This window comes from Pseudomonas sp. CCI4.2, from assembly GCF_034350045.1.
Taxonomy (GTDB): domain Bacteria; phylum Pseudomonadota; class Gammaproteobacteria; order Pseudomonadales; family Pseudomonadaceae; genus Aquipseudomonas.
This window is the reverse complement of the sequence record NZ_CP133781.1, coordinates 3055658-3072764: the sequence shown is the minus strand read 5'-3', so window position 1 is coordinate 3072764 and position 17107 is coordinate 3055658. Positions and strand designations below refer to the sequence as shown.

Here is a 17107-nt window from a genome sequence, read left to right as displayed (position 1 = left end):
GATCCCCAAAAAAACAAGCGCTGGCGCAGATAAAGAAAAAGGGGACCCGAAGGCCCCCTTTTCATTACAAATTGTTGCTTACGCGTCCGGAGCAGCCTTGGCAGGCGGCTCGCTGTTTTCGTAGATCAACAGCGGCTTGGACGTGCCCTCGATGACGCTCTCGTCGATCACCACCTTGCTCACTTCAGACTGCGAAGGGATCTCGTACATGGTGTCGAGCAAAACGCCCTCAAGAATGGAGCGAAGACCCCGAGCGCCAGTTTTGCGCTCAAGCGCACGTTTGGCGATGGACTTCAACGCATCAGCACGGAACTCAAGGTCCACACCTTCCATTTCGAACAATTTTGCATATTGCTTGGTCAGCGCGTTTTTCGGCTCGGTAAGAATCTGCATCAACGCAGCCTCATCCAATTCGTCCAACGTCGCCAGAACCGGCAGACGGCCTACGAATTCCGGGATCAGACCGAACTTGACCAAATCGTCAGGCTCGACTTCACGCAGCGACTCGCCAACCTTCTTGCCTTCTTCCTTGCTGCGAACTTCGGCGTTGAAGCCTATGCCGCCGCGAGTGGAACGGCTCTGAATAACCTTTTCGAGGCCTGAGAATGCACCGCCGCAGATAAACAGGATGTTACGCGTGTCCACTTGCAGGAATTCCTGCTGTGGATGCTTGCGACCCCCTTGAGGAGGAACAGAAGCCACGGTGCCTTCGATCAGCTTCAGCAAAGCTTGTTGCACGCCTTCGCCAGAAACGTCGCGAGTAATCGAAGGATTGTCGGATTTGCGCGAAATCTTGTCGATTTCATCGATGTAGACAATACCCATTTGGGCTTTTTCTACGTCGTAGTCGCATTTCTGCAACAGCTTCTGAATGATATTTTCAACGTCCTCACCCACATAACCAGCTTCGGTCAGGGTGGTGGCGTCAGCGATGGTGAAAGGAACATTAAGCAAACGGGCCAATGTTTCAGCCAGCAACGTCTTGCCCGAACCCGTAGGGCCGATCAGCAGGATGTTACTTTTGCCCAGTTCAACATCATCATTTTTCTTGTCACGCTGGTTCAGACGCTTGTAGTGGTTATACACCGCTACGGCCAAAACCTTTTTTGCACGCTCTTGACCAATCACATACTGATCAAGGATGCCGCTGATTTCCTTTGGCGATGGCAATTTGTGCGCGCTGCTTTCAGCCTGAGCTTCTTGCACCTCCTCTCGGATGATGTCATTGCACAGGTCGACGCATTCGTCACAGATAAAAACCGAGGGGCCGGCAATCAATTTGCGCACTTCATGCTGGCTTTTGCCACAGAAGGAGCAATAGAGCAGTTTGCCGTTGTCCTCGCCGTTGCGAGTGTCAGTCATTCGATCGATCCAATCCGGTAGGCTTGCAACACAAGATGAAGGCTATTGCGGGCTTTTTCAAGTCCGCAGGTGGTCAGTAATTCCAACCACCCACGATTGAGCTGCTTACTTAGCCATTTGACGCTGAGTGAGTACCTGATCGATCAGACCGTATTCAGCAGCGCGTTCGGCGCTCATGAAGTTGTCGCGATTGGTGTCTTGCTCGATCGTCTCAATCGATTGCCCGGTATGGTGAGCCAGAATTTCATTCAGGCGAGCACGAATGGACAGTATTTCCTTGGCATGAATGTCGATATCCGACGCTTGACCCTGGAAGCCGCCCAACGGCTGGTGAATCATCATTCGCGAGTTCGGCAGGCAATAACGCTTTTTAGCGGCGCCGCCAGCTAACAGCAAGGCACCCATGCTGCAGGCCTGACCGATGCAAATGGTCGACACGTCTGGTTTGATGAATTGCATGGTGTCGTAGATCGACATCCCTGCAGTCACCGAACCGCCTGGTGAGTTGATGTAAAGATGGATGTCCTTGTCCGGATTTTCGGCTTCAAGGAACAGCAGTTGCGCCGCGATCAGGTTGGCCATGTAGTCTTCTACCGGACCTACCAGAAAGATCACCCGCTCCTTAAGGAGGCGCGAGTAGATGTCATAGGCGCGTTCGCCACGGGCGGACTGCTCGATAACCATCGGGACCAAGCCGCCAGCGGCCTGGATGTCAGAGTTCTGCTGAATATAAGAATTGCGGGACATGTCCTGCATTCACTCCCAAATAGTCATTTCTTGAATACACATAAGCCAGCACGAAGGCTGGCTTATGGGTGTTTTCGAACGAGAGAAAAAATCAGTCGGCTTGTGGAGCTTCAACCGGCTTGACAGCTTCTTCGTAAGAGACCGATTTATCGGTCACGCTAGCTTTCTGCAAAACAGTATCCACAACTTGTTCTTCCAGCACAACCGAACGAACCTCGTTCAGTTGCTCATCGTTCTTGTAGTACCAGGACACAACCTGCTCAGGCTCTTGGTAAGCCGATGCCATTTCCTGAATCATGGTACGAACGCGAGCGTCGTCTGGCTTGAGGTCGAACTGCTTGACCACTTCAGCAACGATCAGGCCCAGCTCCACTCGGCGCTTGGCTTGTTCGGTGAACAGCTCTGCCGGCAGCTGGTCAGGCTTGATGTTGCCACCGAACTGCTGAACGGCCTGAACACGCAGACGGTTGACTTCGTTGTCGAGCAACGCTTTAGGCACGTCGATCGGGTTGGAAGCCAGCAGACCGTCCATTACCTGATTTTTGACCTTGGATTTGATCGCCTGACGCAGCTCACGCTCCATGTTCTTGCGAACTTCGACGCGGAAACCTTCAACACCCGATTCCTTGATACCGAACTGAGTGAAGAACTCTTCGTTCAGCTCAGGCAATTTAGGCTCGGAGACGGTGTTGACGGTCACGGTGAACTCGACGGCTTTGTTAGCCAGGTCAAGGTTCTGGTAGTTTTCCGGGAAGGTCAGGTTCAGAACCCGCTCTTCGCCAGCTTTAGCACCGACCAGGGCTTCTTCGAAACCAGGAATCATGCGACCGGAGCCCAATACCAATTGAGTGCCAGTGGCCGAACCGCCAGCGAATACTTCGCCGTCAACCTTGCCAACGAAATCAATATTCAATTGATCGTCGTTCTGAGCAACGCGCTCGGCGGCTTCATAACGAACGTTCTGCTTGCGCAGGATTTCGAGCATTTTGTCCAGATCAGTATCAGCCACGTCTGCACTCAGACGTTCTACAGCGATGGACTCAAAGCCTGCAACGGTAAATTCCGGGAATACTTCAAACGTAGCGATGTATTCCAGGTCTTTACCTTTTTCAAAGGTTTTTGGCTCTACGGACGGAGCGCCAGCCGGGTTCAGCTTCTGCTCAACCACTGCTTCGTAAAAAGTTGCCTGGATCAGTTCGCTCAAGGCTTCCTGACGGGCACCGTCTTCATAACGCTGACGGATAACGCTCATAGGCACTTTACCCGGACGGAAGCCTGGGATTTTGGCACTACGGGCAGCTTGCTGCAGACGCTTGTTGACTTCAGTCTCGATGCGCTCGGAAGGCACGCCAATGGTCATGCGGCGCTCAAGAGCAGTAGTATTTTCAACAGAAACTTGCATGGATATTCCTCGTTGCACAAACGTTAGCCGGCCGTTTCCGACCCCAGAATCAAGGGCATGCATTCTAGTGGGTCAAACTCAAGAAGTCACCCTACTGAAAAAGGGTAAATAAACGGCGTGGAATCCAACCGGCGCGAGGGATCGACGACGATCCTTGTGAACAGTTGATGCCAGTGGGCAGGCGAAGTGTCTGGCGCAGTCCTACCCTATATAAGGAAGCAGGACGCACCGGCTTACAACAGCCAACCTTCCAACCAAAAACCGCCTATCAAAAACACGCCTGACGTCGAAAAAACCGGCATGAGCCGTCGACGCCAAACCTAAAAACCCAATATATAGAAACAAAAAAAAGCCGCACTAGGCGGCTTCTTTTCTCTCTGCGAATACATCATTCGCAAAGTTGTATTTGGTGCGGACGGAGAGACTCGAACTCTCACACCTTGCGGCGCTGGAACCTAAATCCAGTGTGTCTACCAATTCCACCACATCCGCGCGTCAAGCTTTTGAAGCAACGACGCCAGACGTTTAGATCTGGCGCCTTTTCTAATATGGGGTGGACGAAGGGGATCGAACCCTCGACAACGGGAGTCACAATCCCGTGCTCTACCAACTGAGCTACGCCCACCAAATAGCGTGTGACTGGTGCCTACATGCAACGTTACTTGTGCCAAAGTTGCCTGAATGGCGCACCCGGCAGGACTCGAACCTGCGACCATCCGCTTAGAAGGCGGATGCTCTATCCAACTGAGCTACGGGCACTTATTTAATCTGCATCTTTAACGACTACAAATTAAGAGCTTTCAGTCACGTCAAGCGAACCAACTACTCTGCCTGACTTTCTTGACCAGTGCTAGGCTCTGCCCGACAAGTGCGACGAATCTTATAGACGGCCCCGATAGTCGTCAACTCTTTTTCGAAAAAAATTCAGCTAGATAAAGGGGTTAGCAGAATATGCAAACCAAGCGCCTTTGCCCTTGCGTCACGGCATGCGAGAATGCGCGCTCTTTTTCAATCCCTTTCGATGGTTAATCACGCGTAATGACTGCAAAACTAATAGACGGCAAAGCGATCGCAGCCAACCTGCGCCAGCAGATCGCCAAACGGGTCGCCGAGCGTCACCAGCAGGGCCTGCGCACGCCGGGTTTGGCGGTGATTCTGGTGGGCAACGATCCCGCCTCTCAGGTTTATGTCTCACACAAACGCAAAGACTGCGAAGAGGTGGGTTTTCTCTCGCAAGCCTACGACCTGCCCACCTATACCACCCAGGATGAACTGACCAATCTGATTGATCGGCTCAACAACGACGACAATATTGATGGCGTGCTCTTGCAGTTACCCCTGCCGGAACATCTTGATGCCTCCAAACTGTTGGAGCGCATTCGCCCGGACAAAGACGTCGATGGTTTCCATCCGTATAACGTCGGTCGATTGGCCCAGCGCATTCCCCTGCTACGCCCTTGTACCCCCAAAGGCATCATCATCCTGCTGGAAAGCACCGGTGTTGACCTTTATGGGTTGGACGCCGTAGTTGTCGGCGCATCGAACATCGTTGGCCGCCCGATGGCAATGGAGCTGTTGCTGGCCGGTTGCACCGTCACCGTCACCCACCGCTTCACTCGCGATTTAGCGGGCCATGTGGGCCGTGCCGATTTGGTGGTGGTTGCTGCTGGCAAACCGGGTCTGGTCAAGGGCGAGTGGATCAAAGAAGGCGCAATCGTCATTGACGTCGGTATCAACCGCCAGGAAGACGGCAAGCTGGTGGGCGACGTGGTGTACGAAACTGCTTTTCCCCGCGCAGGATGGATCACTCCCGTTCCTGGCGGCGTCGGCCCGATGACCCGTGCTTGCTTACTGGAAAACACCCTGTACGCGGCAGAAACACTTCACGTCTGAAATGAAACTCTGTAGAGCCAACGTGTTGGCGAAGCGTTTGATCAGACACACCGTGTCGCACGCTTCCCGAATAAATTCGGTCCTACAGGCAACGCAGCCAACCGTTCGCCAACACGTTGGCTCCTACAGGAAATTGCGACTGTAGGTAGAAAAAAACGGCACCTCCGGGGTGCCGTTTTTTAGTTTCAACACTGCCTATTTAGCGGCAGATTTCAAGGTACTGGCGTCTTTCCAAGACTTCAGCAACTCGTTGTAGCCGATGGTTTCGCCTTTTGGCTTCTCGTTGGCCAGCTTGCGTTGCGGAGCTGTGCCGCCAGCTTCCTCGCCTTTTTTGTACCACTCCTCCGCTGTCGTGATTGGGTTCATCTTCGGCCCACAACCGCTGGCATCCTGCACCTTGGAACGCTCGATACGAGTCATCAGGTCATCCTGATCCTTGGCCAGACCATCCAATGCCTGCTGCGCGGTTTTTTCACCGGTCACTGCTTCAGCCACATGCGGCCACCAGAGTTGTGCCAGCTTCGGATAATCCGGCACGTTGGTACCGGTCGGCGTCCACTGCACTCGGGCCGGGCTGCGGTAGAACTCCACCAGTCCGCCAAGCTTTGGCGCCAGATCGGTCATGGCTTGGGAGTTGATGTCAGACTCACGAATCGGCGTCAGGCCGACGATAGTTTTCTTCAGAGACACGGTTTTCGAGGTCACGAACTGCGCGTACAACCAGGCTGCGAGTTTTTCCTTCTCGGGCGTGGTCTTCAGAAAGGTCCAAGACCCTACGTCCTGGTAACCGAGCTTCATGCCGTCTTTCCAATATGGGCCTTTAGGCGACGGCGCCATGCGCCATTTCGGCGTGCCGTCGGCGTTCATCACCGGCCCTGGTTTGGTCATGTCAGCGGTAAAGGCCGAGTACCAAAAGATCTGTTGCGCAATGTTGCCCTGCGCCGGTACCGGCCCTGCTTCGGAAAAGGTCATGCCCGCTGCAGCCGGTGGTGCATAGGCCTTGAGCCAGTCGATGTATTTCTGCGTGGCATACACCGCCGCCGGACCATTGGTGTCGCCACCACGGGTAATGCTTGAACCCGCCGGGTGGCAACCCTCAACCCGAATCCCCCACTCATCCACCGGCTTGCCGTTAGGCAGGCCTTTGTCGCCACCCCCTGCCATGGAGAACCAGGCGTCGGTGAAGCGCCAACCCAGAGACGGGTCTTTTTTGCCGTAGTCCATGTGCCCATAGACCTTCTTGCCGTCGATTTCCTTGACGTCGTTGCTGAAGAACTCGGCGATGTCTTCATAGGCTGACCAGTTAACGGGCACTCCCAGTTCGTAACCGTATTTAGCCTTGAACTTGGCTTTCAGGTCCGGGCGCTCAAACCAGTCAGCACGGAACCAGTACAGATTGGCAAATTGTTGGTCGGGCAGTTGATACAGCTTGCCATCCGGCGCAGTGGTGAACGACGTTCCGATGAAGTCTTTGACGTCCAAGGTGGGCGACGTGTAATTCTTGCCCTCGTTGGCCATCAGATCAGTCAGAGATTCCGTCTTGTTGTAACGAAAATGGGTACCAATCAAATCGGAATCGTTTACCCAGCCATCGTAGATACTCCTGCCCTCCGATTGCAGGGAGGTTTGCAGTTTCTCAATCACATCGCCCTCTTGCATCACGTCATGCGTAACCTTGATCCCGGTGATTTCGGTGAATGCTTTCGCCAGCGTCTCAGACTCATATTTGTGAGTCGTCAACGATTCCGACACCACCTTGATGCTCATGCCGCGAAAGGGTTCGGCGGTCTTGATGAACCACTGCATTTCGGCAAACTGTTGCTCCGGGGTCAGGGTCGATGGCTTGAATTCATCACCGATCCATTTCTTGGCCGCATCTTCATAAGCATCCGCCCAGGCCGACACGCTCAATCCGCTGAGGGCCAGCAGCGAAGCGAGCGCCACGCTATGTCGAAGTTTGTTGTTTTTGTTGAACATAGACACCTCCAAATGTTTGATTCCAACGTCGCCAGATTCTTACGGGACCTACTGATCACGTCGCCTCCACTGCCCGCGAACATCCATCTTTCAACCCCAACGCATCAACACTAACAACCACACCAGGGACATCAGCGACGCGACCCAGATGCTCCAGTCGGTTGCGCCAATGACCAGCAAATGCAGGAAGGCGCTTCCGAGAAGACCGATAAACAAACGATCACCACGACTGGTGGCAATCGGCAAAAACCCACGGCGCGCAATACTCGGCGAGCGCAACTCCCACACCGTCATGCTGGCTAGCAGCACACCGATGCAGCAGAAAAACGTAGCGGTCAGGGACGTCCAGGCCATCCACCCCATGTCTCAGCTCCTCAAACCCGACCCAAGGCAAAGCCCTTGGCCACATGATTACGAACAAACCAGATCACCAGCATGCCGGGCAGAATGGTCAACACCCCCGCCGCTGCCAGCACCCCCCAATCGATCCCCGACGCCGATACCGTGCGCGTCATGACCGCCGCAATCGGCTTGGCGTTGACCGAGGTCAGGGTTCTCGCCAGCAGCAGCTCGACCCAAGAAAACATGAAGCAAAAGAACGCTGTTACGCCGATACCGGAGCCAATCAAGGGGATGAATATCTTCACGAAGAATTTGGGAAAGCTGTAGCCGTCGATGTATGCCGTTTCATCGATTTCCTTGGGCACGCCGGACATGAAGCCTTCCAGAATCCAGACCGCCAACGGCACGTTGAACAGGCAGTGGGCCAAGGCGACCGCCAGAGTGGTGTCGAACAGGCCGATGGATGAATACAACTGGAAGAACGGCAGCAGGAACACCGCCGGTGGTGCCATGCGATTGGTCAGCAGCCAGAAAAACAAATGTTTGTCACCGAGGAAGCGATAGCGGGAAAAGGCATAGGCTGCCGGCAGTGCCACGCTAAGGGAAATGACAGTATTGAGGCACACGTAATACAACGAGTTGAGATAGCCGTTGTACCAAACGGGATCGGTAAAAATCATGTGGTAGTTGGCCATCGTGAAGTCCTGCGGCCACAAGGTCAGACCACCGAGAATCTCGGTGTTGGTCTTGAATGACATATTCACCAGCCAATAGATCGGTACCAGCAAGAACAGGATGTAGATCCACAACGGCACGACTTTTTGCAGCTTCATTTTCCCCAGTCTCATGGCCGAACCTCAGTTCATTTCGCCGTGGGTCATGGCGGTATAAAACACCCACGACACCAACAGGATGATCAGGAAATACACCAGCGAGAACGCAGCCGCCGGGCCCAGGTCGAACTGCCCCAGCGCCATGGTAGTCAGGGTCTGGCTGAGGAACGTCGTGGAGTTGCCCGGACCGCCGCCCGTGAGCACGAACGGCTCGGTGTAGATCATGAAGCTGTCCATGAAACGCAGCATCACGGCGATCAACAGCACGCTCTTCATCTTTGGCAACTGGATATGTCGGAAAACCGCCCAACTCGACGCACGATCGATACGCGCGGCCTGGTAGTACACGTCCGGAATGGCGCGCAGACCGGAGTAGCACAACAGCGCCACCAGCGAGGTCCAATGCCAGACGTCGATGAGCAGCACCGTCGCCCAGGCGTCCGAGGCGTTGGCCGCGTAGTTGTAATTCATGCCGATCTTGTTCAGGGCCCAGCCCAGCAGGCCGATATCGCTACGGCCGAAAATCTGCCAGATCGTCCCCACCACGTTCCACGGAATCAGCAAAGGAATGGTCATCACAATCAGGCACACCGATGACCAGCGCCCCTTGGTTGGCATGGTCAGGGCGATGCCGATGCCCAGCGGGATTTCGATCAGCAGGACGCAGAACGAGTAGATGAACTGGCGCAGCAACGAGTCATGCAGTCGCGGGTCTTGTAGCACCTGCCTGAACCAGTCGGCCCCGACGAAATACCGACTCGACAAGTCAAAAATGTCCTGCACCGAATAATTGACCACGGTCATCATCGGAATAATCGCGCTGAAGGCCACCAACAGGAACACCGGGAGGACCAGCCACCAAGCCTTGTTGTTCTGGACCTTGTTCACGGGCTGACCTCCAGCAGGTAGTCGTCGGCATAGACCATCAACCATTGGGCCGGGAAGCTGATCCAGGCGTGGCTCTCAGGTATCGGCTTGTCTTCCTGAATCCGCACCTTGAGCATTTGCCCGGCCAAGGTCAGCGTCAGGATTTTGTAGGTCCCGAGGTCCTCGATATGGGAGACATCCGCGCGCAATGCATCATCGAAGGGGCCTTCCCAGACATGTACGAACTCCGGCCGAATCCCGACTTTCAAGTGGGTCCATTGGGTGTCGGCAATCTGCCGCAGCAACGCCTCGGGCAGCGGCAGATGAACATCACCGAAGCCGACGCCACCGGCCTGAGGCTGAACCTCGATCAGGTTCATGCCCGGACTGCCAATGAAGTAGCCCACGAAGGTGTGGCGAGGTCGCTCGAACAGCTCGCGAGGTGTTCCGAACTGAACGATCTGCCCGCCGTACATCACCGCAATCTTGTCGGCAAAGGTCGACGCCTCCAATTGGTCATGGGTGACGTAGACCATGGTGATGTTGAACTGCTCATGAATCTGCTTGAGCTTGCGCCGCAGCTTCCACTTTAAGTGCGGGTCGATGACCGTCAGCGGCTCATCAAACAGAATCGCTGAGACGTCGTCCCGCACCAGCCCACGGCCCATGGAGACTTTCTGTTTCTCGTCAGCAGTGAGGTTGCGGGCCTTCTTTTTTAGCAGCGCTTGCAGGTCCAGAATGTCGGCGATTTCCTGGACTTTGATCCGAATTTTATTCTCCGCCATGCCTTGATTACGCAGGGGAAATGCCAAGTTGTCGTACACCGTCATGGTGTCGTAGACCACCGGGAACTGAAAAACCTGAGCAATGTTGCGCTTCTCGGGCGTCAGGTCATTAACCACCTTCGAGTCAAACAACACCTGCCCCTCTGACGGACTCAGCAACCCGGAAATAATATTCAACAACGTCGATTTGCCGCAGCCAGACGGCCCGAGCAAGGCGTAGGCACCGCCCTGCTCCCAAATGTGATTCATCTCACGAATCGCGTAATCGTCAGGGCTGCTGGGCTGGCGGCTGTAGCTGTGGGCCAGTTTCTGCAAGCGAATTTCGGCCATCAGGCAACCCTCGCAATTCGGCGGCTGGGCGCCTGGATCAACTGACCTTGCTGATCGAAGACGAATAATTTATGCGTCGGGATGTAAATACTGATCGGCGCATCGACGTCGTACTCGTGCACCCCCGGCAAGTGCAGAACCAGTAGGAAGTGTTCGTTACGCACATGCAGAAAGGTCTCTGAGCCGCTGATTTCCGCGACTTCCACCGTCACCGCCAACTCCAAGTCATCGTCGTTGGACGGCACCAGGCTGAGGTGGCTGGGACGTACGCCGAATCGGTATTCACCCTCGCCAATCGAGCGCAGATCAACGTTCAGTGGAAAATGCACGAAATTGGCAAAACTGACTTCGTTGCCCTCAATTCGTCCCGGCATCAAGTTGATCGGCGGTTCGGAAAACAACTCAGCGGCCAATACCGTTTTCGGTTGGTGGTACACCTCCGGCGTCCTGCCGCTTTGTATCACTCGCCCCTCGTGCAACACCGTGGTGGTACCGCCCAATGCCAGCGCTTCGTTGGGTTCGGTGGTGGCATAAATCGCGATGGTGTGGCGCGCTTCAAACAGCTCGCGCATCTCTTGGCGCAGCTCTTCACGCAACTTATAGTCAAGATTCACCAAAGGCTCATCGAACAGAATCAGTTGGGCATCTTTAACTAAGGCTCGGGCCATGGCGGTACGTTGCTGTTGGCCGCCTGACAACTCTAAAGGATAACGCGGCAGAAACTTCTCGATCCGCAACATGCGTGCTGTTTCCAGGACTTTGCTCTGAATCAGTTCTTTCGACACCCCGGCTTGACGTAGCGGCGACGCAATATTGTCAAAGACCGTCATGGTCGGGTAGTTGATGAATTGCTGATAGACCATCGAGACGTTGCGATGGCGCACCGAAGTCTGGGTGACATCGACGCCGTTCATCAAGACCCTTCCACTGTCCGGTTTGTCCAACCCGGCCATCAGGCGCATCAAGCTGGTTTTGCCAGACAAGGTGCGGCCCAGCAGCACATTGAACGACCCAGCCTCGAAGTTCAGGTTGGCGTCGTCGATCCAAATCTGGCCTTCGACGGAGCGACTAACGCGCTCTAACGTTAACGACATGGCGTGCCCTATTTTATTATTGGAGGTCCCGGACAGCGGTGTGACGTTGTTGCATAGCGACAATCATGCCAACTCGATTAGTCACCATATCAATTTATGTATCGTGCTGATTAGTAGTCATTTTTAACTAACATAGGAAACTAACTACTTCAGCACCGCTCATCTAAGATTGAACAATTGAACAGAATCAACATTGACTTTGAACAACCTTGAACAACACTGATGGGCGTGACACGCATGGCGACTACGCTAAGAAATTTGCCGCAAGCACTGACCACAAGAACAATAAGAACCCACAGGGACTTCCTTTATGACCCGTTCTAGCCGATCGCTTGCGCACGAGACAATCATTAGGGACTCATGGACGCGCTGCCGCGAATTTGGCCTGAATCATCAGTCCAAGCCTACGTTTGGCCAACTGCCTGCCGACCAGATCTCCCAGTTACTGGAGCGTCACCACGCACTGGCGCAAACGACGCATCAGGAAGTGCTACCGTTTTATGAAAACATCCTCAGCAACTCAAATTGCCTGATTCTGCTTGCCGACAATCAAGGCCGATTATTGAAGTCATGGGGTAAGCAGCGTTTCGTAGAATCAAACGAAAACCAGGGTTTTATGGCCGGGGCCTGCTGGATTGAAAGCGGCACCGGCACCAACGCCATCGGCACTGCCTTGGCCTGTGAACAAGCGGTTCATATTGAACACGATGAACACTTCCTCACCGCTAACCGATTCATGACCGGCTCGGCAGCGCCGATCTTTGATCCCGCCAGGCAGATGATCGCCGTCCTCGATGTGTCCAGTGACAGCTTTCTGCCACCCTCTCACACCTTGGGAATGGTGAAAATGATGAGTCAGACGGTGGAAAACCGGCTGATTCTTAACCAGTTCCAAGACGTTCATTTCCAACTGACGTTCAATACCGGCGTCAACAACCTCGACAGCCAATGGGCCGGGTTGTTGATTTTTAACGAGCGTGGTCGGGTTGTATGCGCCAATCGCCGCGCCGAAAGTTTGCTAGGGGTCAACCCACCGCAGCTCGACATCGAATACCTGTTCAAGAACTCGTTGCGGCAACTGCTGGAGCAAAAAGAGGGGCAGTCATTTTCGTTGTTGGACGCACGAAACAACCGGTTCCATTGTTTGATGCGCCACCCAAGGGCTTTATCGACGCCGATACGAGTAGCACCAGCTGCGGTCATTCGACGACCTGATGAGCCGCTGACCCTGTCAGCCATCGCCTTGGGTGATCCCTATGTCGAGAAGGCCGTACGTCAGGCAGAGCGCCTGCTGGAAAAAAATATCCCCTTGTTGATCCACGGCGAAACCGGGGTAGGCAAAGAGGTGTTCGTTAAGGCGCTGCATCACGCCAGCTCCAGAGCGCATCAGCCGTTGATTGCCATCAACTGCGCGGCGATTCCGTCGGAATTGGTCGAGGCAGAGCTGTTCGGTTATGAAAAGGGTGCATTCACCGGCGCCAACTCGCGGGGCAGCGTTGGTCTGATTCGCAAAGCGGATAGGGGCACGCTGTTTCTGGATGAGATCGGCGACATGCCGCTGGCGGTGCAGGCCCGCTTGTTAAGGGTGCTGCAGGAACGGGTGGTTCAGCCACTGGGCAGTAGCGAGTTGCACCCGGTGGATATTCGGTTGATATCCGCGACCCATTCGCCCCTGCGCGAAAGGGTTCAGGGTGGGGAGTTTCGTCAGGACCTGTATTACCGCATTAGTGGCTTGACGCTGGAACTTCCACCCCTGCGTCACCGCACCGACAAAGGCGCGCTGTTTCAGCAGTTATGGGAACAACACCGTGAACCCCATCAGCACGCGGGTTTTGCGCTCGAGGTGCAACGGCTGTTTCATCGGCACCCGTGGCCGGGCAACTTACGCCAGCTCAGTAGCGTGATTCAGGTCGCCCTGGCGTTAGCAGATGAAAAACTCATCACCACCGAGTATTTGCCGGACGATTTTTTTGCCGATCTGGAGGATGCCACGGCCCCGACCGAAGCGGAAACCTCGGATGACTTGCAGCAGTTATTGCGCGCCGCCGGCGGCAATATCTCGCAACTGGCCAAGCAACTGGGGCTGAGCCGCAACACGCTGTACAAGCGATTGCGCGAGCAACGAATCACGTAACACCCACACTCCCTGTAGAGCCTACGTGTTGGCGATTTGGCAGACACACTCCATCGATCGCCTCGCCAACCCGTAGGCTGCTACAAAGACTTTTATCAATCAGCCAAACGCCAGGTCGTCCCGCCCTTTCCGTCTTCCAGCACCACGCCCATGGCGGTGAGTTGGTCGCGGATGCGGTCGGAAGCGGCCCAGTCTTTGTCGGCACGGGCCGTTAGTCGGGCCTGAATCAGCGCTTCGATTTCTGCCGCATCAACCCGACCTTGCGCCCCAGCACGCAGGAAATCATCGGCTTCGAGCTGCAAGACACCCAGCACACTGGCCAATTCTTTCAACCGTGCGGCCAAACCGGCGGCGGCGTTTAGGTCGGTGTCACGCAAGCGGTTAATCTCACGCACCATCTCGAACAAGACCGCACAGGCTTCCGGCGTCCCGAAGTCGTCGTTCATGGCCGCAGAGAAACGTTCAACAAACGCTTCGCCGCCAGCGGGCGCCACAGCTGGCAAACCTTTAAGCGCGTGATAAAACCGCTCCAGCGCGCCTTTGGATTCTTTCAGGCTATCTTCGGAGTAGTTGATGGAGCTGCGGTAATGGCTGGACACTAACAGGTAGCGCACCACTTCCGGCTGATACTTTTCCAGCACGTCGCGGATGGTGAAAAAGTTGTTCAACGACTTGGACATCTTCTCGCCATTGATGCGAATCATTCCGCAATGCATCCAGGTAGTGGCATACGGCTTACCCGTAGCGGCCTCGCTCTGGGCGATTTCGTTTTCGTGGTGCGGGAACTCAAGATCGTTACCGCCGCCATGAATATCGAAGGTTTCGCCCAGGCAGCAGGTCGACATCACCGAGCACTCTATATGCCAGCCCGGACGCCCTGCCCCCCAAGGCGACTCCCAACTTGGCTCACCCGGTTTAACGGCTTTCCAGAGCACGAAGTCCAGCGGATCGTCTTTCGATTCGTCCACCTCGATCCGTGCGCCGATGCGCAGGTCTTCGATTTTCTTGCGCGAGAGCTTGCCGTAACCTAGGAATTTTCCGACGCGGTAGTACACGTCGCCATTCCCCGGCGCGTAGGCGTAACCCTTGTCGATCAAGGTCTGGATCATAGCGTGCATGCCGGGGATATGATCGGTGGCATGCGGCTCCAGGTCAGGCGGCAAGATGTTCAGGCGCGCCTCATCCTCGTGCATCGCTTCAATCATGCGCGCGGTGAGGGCGTCGAACGACTCGCCGTTGTCACGGGCACGGTTGATGATCTTGTCGTCGATGTCCGTGACGTTGCGAACATACGTCAGGTCATAGCCGCTAAAGCGTAGCCAGCGGGTGACCAGGTCGAACGCCACCATGCTGCGGCCGTGACCAATGTGGCAGAAGTCGTACACGGTCATCCCGCACACGTACATCCGCACCTTGTTGCCGTCCAGCGGCGTGAACACTTCTTTGCTCTTGCTGAGCGTGTTGTAAATCGATAGCACGTTGAATCCCTAACCCGGTTTTGCTGATACCTGTGGGAGCCGGCTTGCCTGCGAAAAGCGGATGCAGTTGTTCAGCCACACCGCGTCAAGCATTCGCAGGCAAGCCTGCTCCCACCACAAGTGCCGTGGCTTAACTCCACGAATCTCGCAGAGTTACCGTACGGTTGAAGACCGGCTGACCGGGTTTCGAGTCCTTGATGTCCGCGCAGAAATAACCTTCGCGTTCAAACTGGAAACGGTCTTCCGGCTGCGCGTGAGCCAGTGAAGGTTCTGCACGACAGCCCGTCAGCACTTGCAGGGAATCAGGGTTGATGTTGTCCAGGAAACTGTCGCTGTCGTCGGCTTTTTCCGGATTTGGCGAACGGAACAGGCGATCGTACAAACGCACTTCACATTCAACGCTGGCCGCTGCCGGCACCCAATGCACAACGCCTTTGACCTTGCGGCCTTCTGGGTTTTTGCCCAGGGTTTGCGGGTCGTACGAGCAACGCAACTCGACGATGTTGCCATCGGCATCCTTGATTGCCTCGTCAGCGCGGATCACGTAGCTGCCACGCAGCCGCACTTCGCCGTTTGGCTCCAGGCGCTTGTAGCCCTTGGGCGGCTCTTCCATGAAGTCATCACGGTCGATGTAGATTTCACGGGCAAACGGCAGTTCACGCACGCCCATGTCTTCTTTCGGGTGACGGGCCAATTGCAGATTCTCGACCTGACCTTCCGGGTAATTGGTGATCACGACTTTCAGCGGACGCAGCACGCACATGGCACGTGGTGCACTGTGATCGAGGTCGTCACGAATGCTGAATTCCAGCATGCCGAAATCCACTACGCCGTCGGAACGGTTGGTGCCGATCATTTCGCAGAAGTTGCGAATCGAGGCCGGGGTGTAACCGCGACGACGGAAGCCGGACAAGGTCGACATCCGTGGGTCATCCCAACCGAACACGTGTTTTTCATCGACCAACTGCTTGAGCTTGCGCTTGCTGGTGATGGTGTAGTTCAGGTTCAGGCGCGAGAACTCGTACTGGCGCGGCTTGCTCGGCACCGGCAGGTTGTCGAGAAACCAGTCGTACAGCGGACGGTGGCTTTCGAATTCCAAGGTGCAAATCGAATGGGTGATGCCTTCAATGGCGTCCGACTGACCGTGAGTGAAGTCGTAGATCGGGTAAATGCACCATTTATCACCGGTCTGATGGTGATGTGCATGACGAATGCGATACAGGATCGGGTCGCGCAGGTTCATGTTCGGTGAAGCCATGTCGATCTTGGCCCGCAGCACGCGAGCGCCGTCGATGAACTCGCCGGCCTTCATGCGGGCGAACAGGTCCAGGTTTTCCTCGACACTGCGCTCACGGAAGGGGCTGTTCTTGCCCGGCTCGGTCAAACTGCCACGGTATTCGCGCGCTTGCTCTGGGGTCAGGTCATCGACGTAGGCTTTGCCGGCCTTGATCAGCTCGACCGCCCAATCGTGCAATTGGTCGAAATACTGCGAGGCATAGCGCACTGCGCCGGACCATTGGAAACCCAGCCACTTGACGTCGCTTTCGATGGCGTCGATGTATTCCTGGTCTTCCTTGGCCGGGTTGGTGTCATCGAAGCGCAAGTGCGTTTCACCGCCGAACTCCTGGGCCAGACCGAAGTTCACACAAATCGCCTTGGCGTGGCCGATGTGCAGGTAACCGTTGGGCTCAGGCGGAAAGCGAGTCACGATCTTGGTGTGCTTGCCCGAATCCAGGTCCGCCTGCACGATTGTGCGCAGGAAATTGGTCGGAACGGCAGGTCCTGCCTTGGAATTCGCAGCGGAGTCAGTGGGCTTGCTCATAGGATCCTTGGGCGTACAAGTGCGCGGCCTGGGTAGGCCGA

Annotated in this window: 13 protein-coding genes and 3 tRNA genes; 2 read left to right on the top strand and 14 right to left on the bottom strand. The window is 55.4% G+C overall.

Annotation, left to right across the window (positions count from 1 at the left end):
- Positions 1 to 78 precede the first annotated feature (78 nt).
- The 6 genes from clpX to RHM65_RS13910 all read right to left on the bottom strand — a co-directional run bounded on the left by clpX (position 79) and on the right by RHM65_RS13910 (position 4270).
- On the bottom strand, positions 79 to 1362 hold the full coding sequence (gene clpX, locus RHM65_RS13935; protein WP_322165393.1) for an ATP-dependent Clp protease ATP-binding subunit ClpX: 1284 nt from the start codon (positions 1360 to 1362) through the stop codon (positions 79 to 81).
- A 105-nt stretch (positions 1363 to 1467) separates the two neighbouring features.
- Positions 1468 to 2109, bottom strand: coding sequence for an ATP-dependent Clp endopeptidase proteolytic subunit ClpP (clpP, locus tag RHM65_RS13930; protein ID WP_297835915.1), 642 nt, complete (start codon positions 2107 to 2109; stop codon positions 1468 to 1470).
- Positions 2110 to 2200: 91 nt separating this feature from the next.
- Positions 2201 to 3511 carry a trigger factor gene (gene tig / locus RHM65_RS13925; protein ID WP_322165394.1) on the bottom strand — a complete coding sequence of 437 codons (1311 nt, stop codon included), beginning with the start codon at positions 3509 to 3511 and terminating at the stop codon, positions 2201 to 2203.
- A 407-nt stretch (positions 3512 to 3918) separates the two neighbouring features.
- Positions 3919 to 4003: transfer RNA gene (locus RHM65_RS13920), tRNA-Leu, on the bottom strand.
- 57 nt (positions 4004 to 4060) lie between these two features.
- A tRNA-His gene (locus RHM65_RS13915) sits at positions 4061 to 4136 on the bottom strand.
- A 57-nt stretch (positions 4137 to 4193) separates the two neighbouring features.
- Positions 4194 to 4270: transfer RNA gene (locus RHM65_RS13910), tRNA-Arg, on the bottom strand.
- A gap of 279 nt (positions 4271 to 4549) precedes the next feature.
- Between RHM65_RS13910 and folD the strand changes: the two genes are divergently transcribed.
- Positions 4550 to 5404, top strand: coding sequence for a bifunctional methylenetetrahydrofolate dehydrogenase/methenyltetrahydrofolate cyclohydrolase FolD (gene folD / locus RHM65_RS13905; RefSeq protein ID WP_322165395.1), 855 nt, complete (start codon positions 4550 to 4552; stop codon positions 5402 to 5404).
- Positions 5405 to 5599: 195 nt separating this feature from the next.
- Here folD and RHM65_RS13900 read toward each other — a convergent pair whose 3' ends face one another.
- The 6 genes from RHM65_RS13900 to RHM65_RS13875 form a co-directional block, all read right to left on the bottom strand.
- The gene (locus RHM65_RS13900) at positions 5600 to 7381 is read right to left on the bottom strand and encodes an ABC transporter substrate-binding protein (protein ID WP_322183620.1); all 1782 of its coding nucleotides are present in this window, start codon (positions 7379 to 7381) and stop codon (positions 5600 to 5602) included.
- Positions 7382 to 7471: 90 nt separating this feature from the next.
- Positions 7472 to 7744: a DUF2160 domain-containing protein gene (locus RHM65_RS13895; RefSeq protein ID WP_322165397.1), complete on the bottom strand. Its 273-nt coding sequence runs from the start codon at positions 7742 to 7744 to the stop codon at positions 7472 to 7474.
- Positions 7745 to 7755: 11 nt separating this feature from the next.
- Positions 7756 to 8556, bottom strand: a complete 801-nt coding sequence (locus tag RHM65_RS13890) for a carbohydrate ABC transporter permease (protein ID WP_322165398.1) — start codon at positions 8554 to 8556, stop codon at positions 7756 to 7758.
- A gap of 24 nt (positions 8557 to 8580) precedes the next feature.
- The gene (locus RHM65_RS13885) at positions 8581 to 9444 is read right to left on the bottom strand and encodes a sugar ABC transporter permease (protein WP_322165399.1); all 864 of its coding nucleotides are present in this window, start codon (positions 9442 to 9444) and stop codon (positions 8581 to 8583) included.
- Positions 9441 to 10538, bottom strand: a complete 1098-nt coding sequence (locus RHM65_RS13880) for an ABC transporter ATP-binding protein (protein WP_322183618.1) — start codon at positions 10536 to 10538, stop codon at positions 9441 to 9443. Before RHM65_RS13880 ends, RHM65_RS13885 begins: the two co-directional genes overlap by 4 nt.
- A complete protein-coding gene (locus RHM65_RS13875; protein WP_322165401.1) occupies positions 10538 to 11632 on the bottom strand; it encodes an ABC transporter ATP-binding protein in 1095 nt (364 codons plus the stop codon). Before RHM65_RS13875 ends, RHM65_RS13880 begins: the two co-directional genes overlap by 1 nt.
- Positions 11633 to 11942: 310 nt before the next feature.
- On the opposite strand from RHM65_RS13875, the gene RHM65_RS13870 reads away from it, so the two are divergent.
- Positions 11943 to 13766: a sigma-54-dependent Fis family transcriptional regulator gene (locus RHM65_RS13870; protein WP_322183616.1), complete on the top strand. Its 1824-nt coding sequence runs from the start codon at positions 11943 to 11945 to the stop codon at positions 13764 to 13766.
- Positions 13767 to 13861: 95 nt separating this feature from the next.
- On the opposite strand, the gene cysS is transcribed toward RHM65_RS13870, so the two are convergent.
- Both cysS and RHM65_RS13860 read right to left on the bottom strand, forming a co-directional pair.
- Positions 13862 to 15244 carry a cysteine--tRNA ligase gene (gene cysS / locus RHM65_RS13865; RefSeq protein ID WP_322165403.1) on the bottom strand — a complete coding sequence of 461 codons (1383 nt, stop codon included), beginning with the start codon at positions 15242 to 15244 and terminating at the stop codon, positions 13862 to 13864.
- A 130-nt stretch (positions 15245 to 15374) separates the two neighbouring features.
- On the bottom strand, positions 15375 to 17066 hold the full coding sequence (locus RHM65_RS13860) for a glutamine--tRNA ligase/YqeY domain fusion protein (RefSeq protein WP_322165404.1): 1692 nt from the start codon (positions 17064 to 17066) through the stop codon (positions 15375 to 15377).
- Between the last annotated feature and the right edge of the window lie 41 nt (positions 17067 to 17107).

Excerpts from the sequence above, each read along its gene's own strand:
- RHM65_RS13875 (WP_322165401.1), bottom strand. The coding sequence starts at position 11,632 with ATGTCGTTAACGTTAGAGCGCGTTAGTCGCTCCGTCGAAGGCCAGATT.
- clpX (WP_322165393.1), bottom strand. The coding sequence starts at position 1,362 with ATGACTGACACTCGCAACGGCGAGGACAACGGCAAACTGCTCTATTGC.
- RHM65_RS13860 (WP_322165404.1), bottom strand. The coding sequence starts at position 17,066 with ATGAGCAAGCCCACTGACTCCGCTGCGAATTCCAAGGCAGGACCTGCC.
- clpP (WP_297835915.1), bottom strand. The coding sequence starts at position 2,109 with ATGTCCCGCAATTCTTATATTCAGCAGAACTCTGACATCCAGGCCGCT.
- RHM65_RS13880 (WP_322183618.1), bottom strand. The coding sequence starts at position 10,538 with ATGGCCGAAATTCGCTTGCAGAAACTGGCCCACAGCTACAGCCGCCAG.
- RHM65_RS13895 (WP_322165397.1), bottom strand. The coding sequence starts at position 7,744 with ATGGGGTGGATGGCCTGGACGTCCCTGACCGCTACGTTTTTCTGCTGC.
- RHM65_RS13870 (WP_322183616.1), top strand. The coding sequence starts at position 11,943 with ATGACCCGTTCTAGCCGATCGCTTGCGCACGAGACAATCATTAGGGAC.
- tig (WP_322165394.1), bottom strand. The coding sequence starts at position 3,511 with ATGCAAGTTTCTGTTGAAAATACTACTGCTCTTGAGCGCCGCATGACC.
- folD (WP_322165395.1), top strand. The coding sequence starts at position 4,550 with ATGACTGCAAAACTAATAGACGGCAAAGCGATCGCAGCCAACCTGCGC.
- RHM65_RS13890 (WP_322165398.1), bottom strand. The coding sequence starts at position 8,556 with ATGAAGCTGCAAAAAGTCGTGCCGTTGTGGATCTACATCCTGTTCTTG.
- RHM65_RS13900 (WP_322183620.1), bottom strand. The coding sequence starts at position 7,381 with ATGTTCAACAAAAACAACAAACTTCGACATAGCGTGGCGCTCGCTTCG.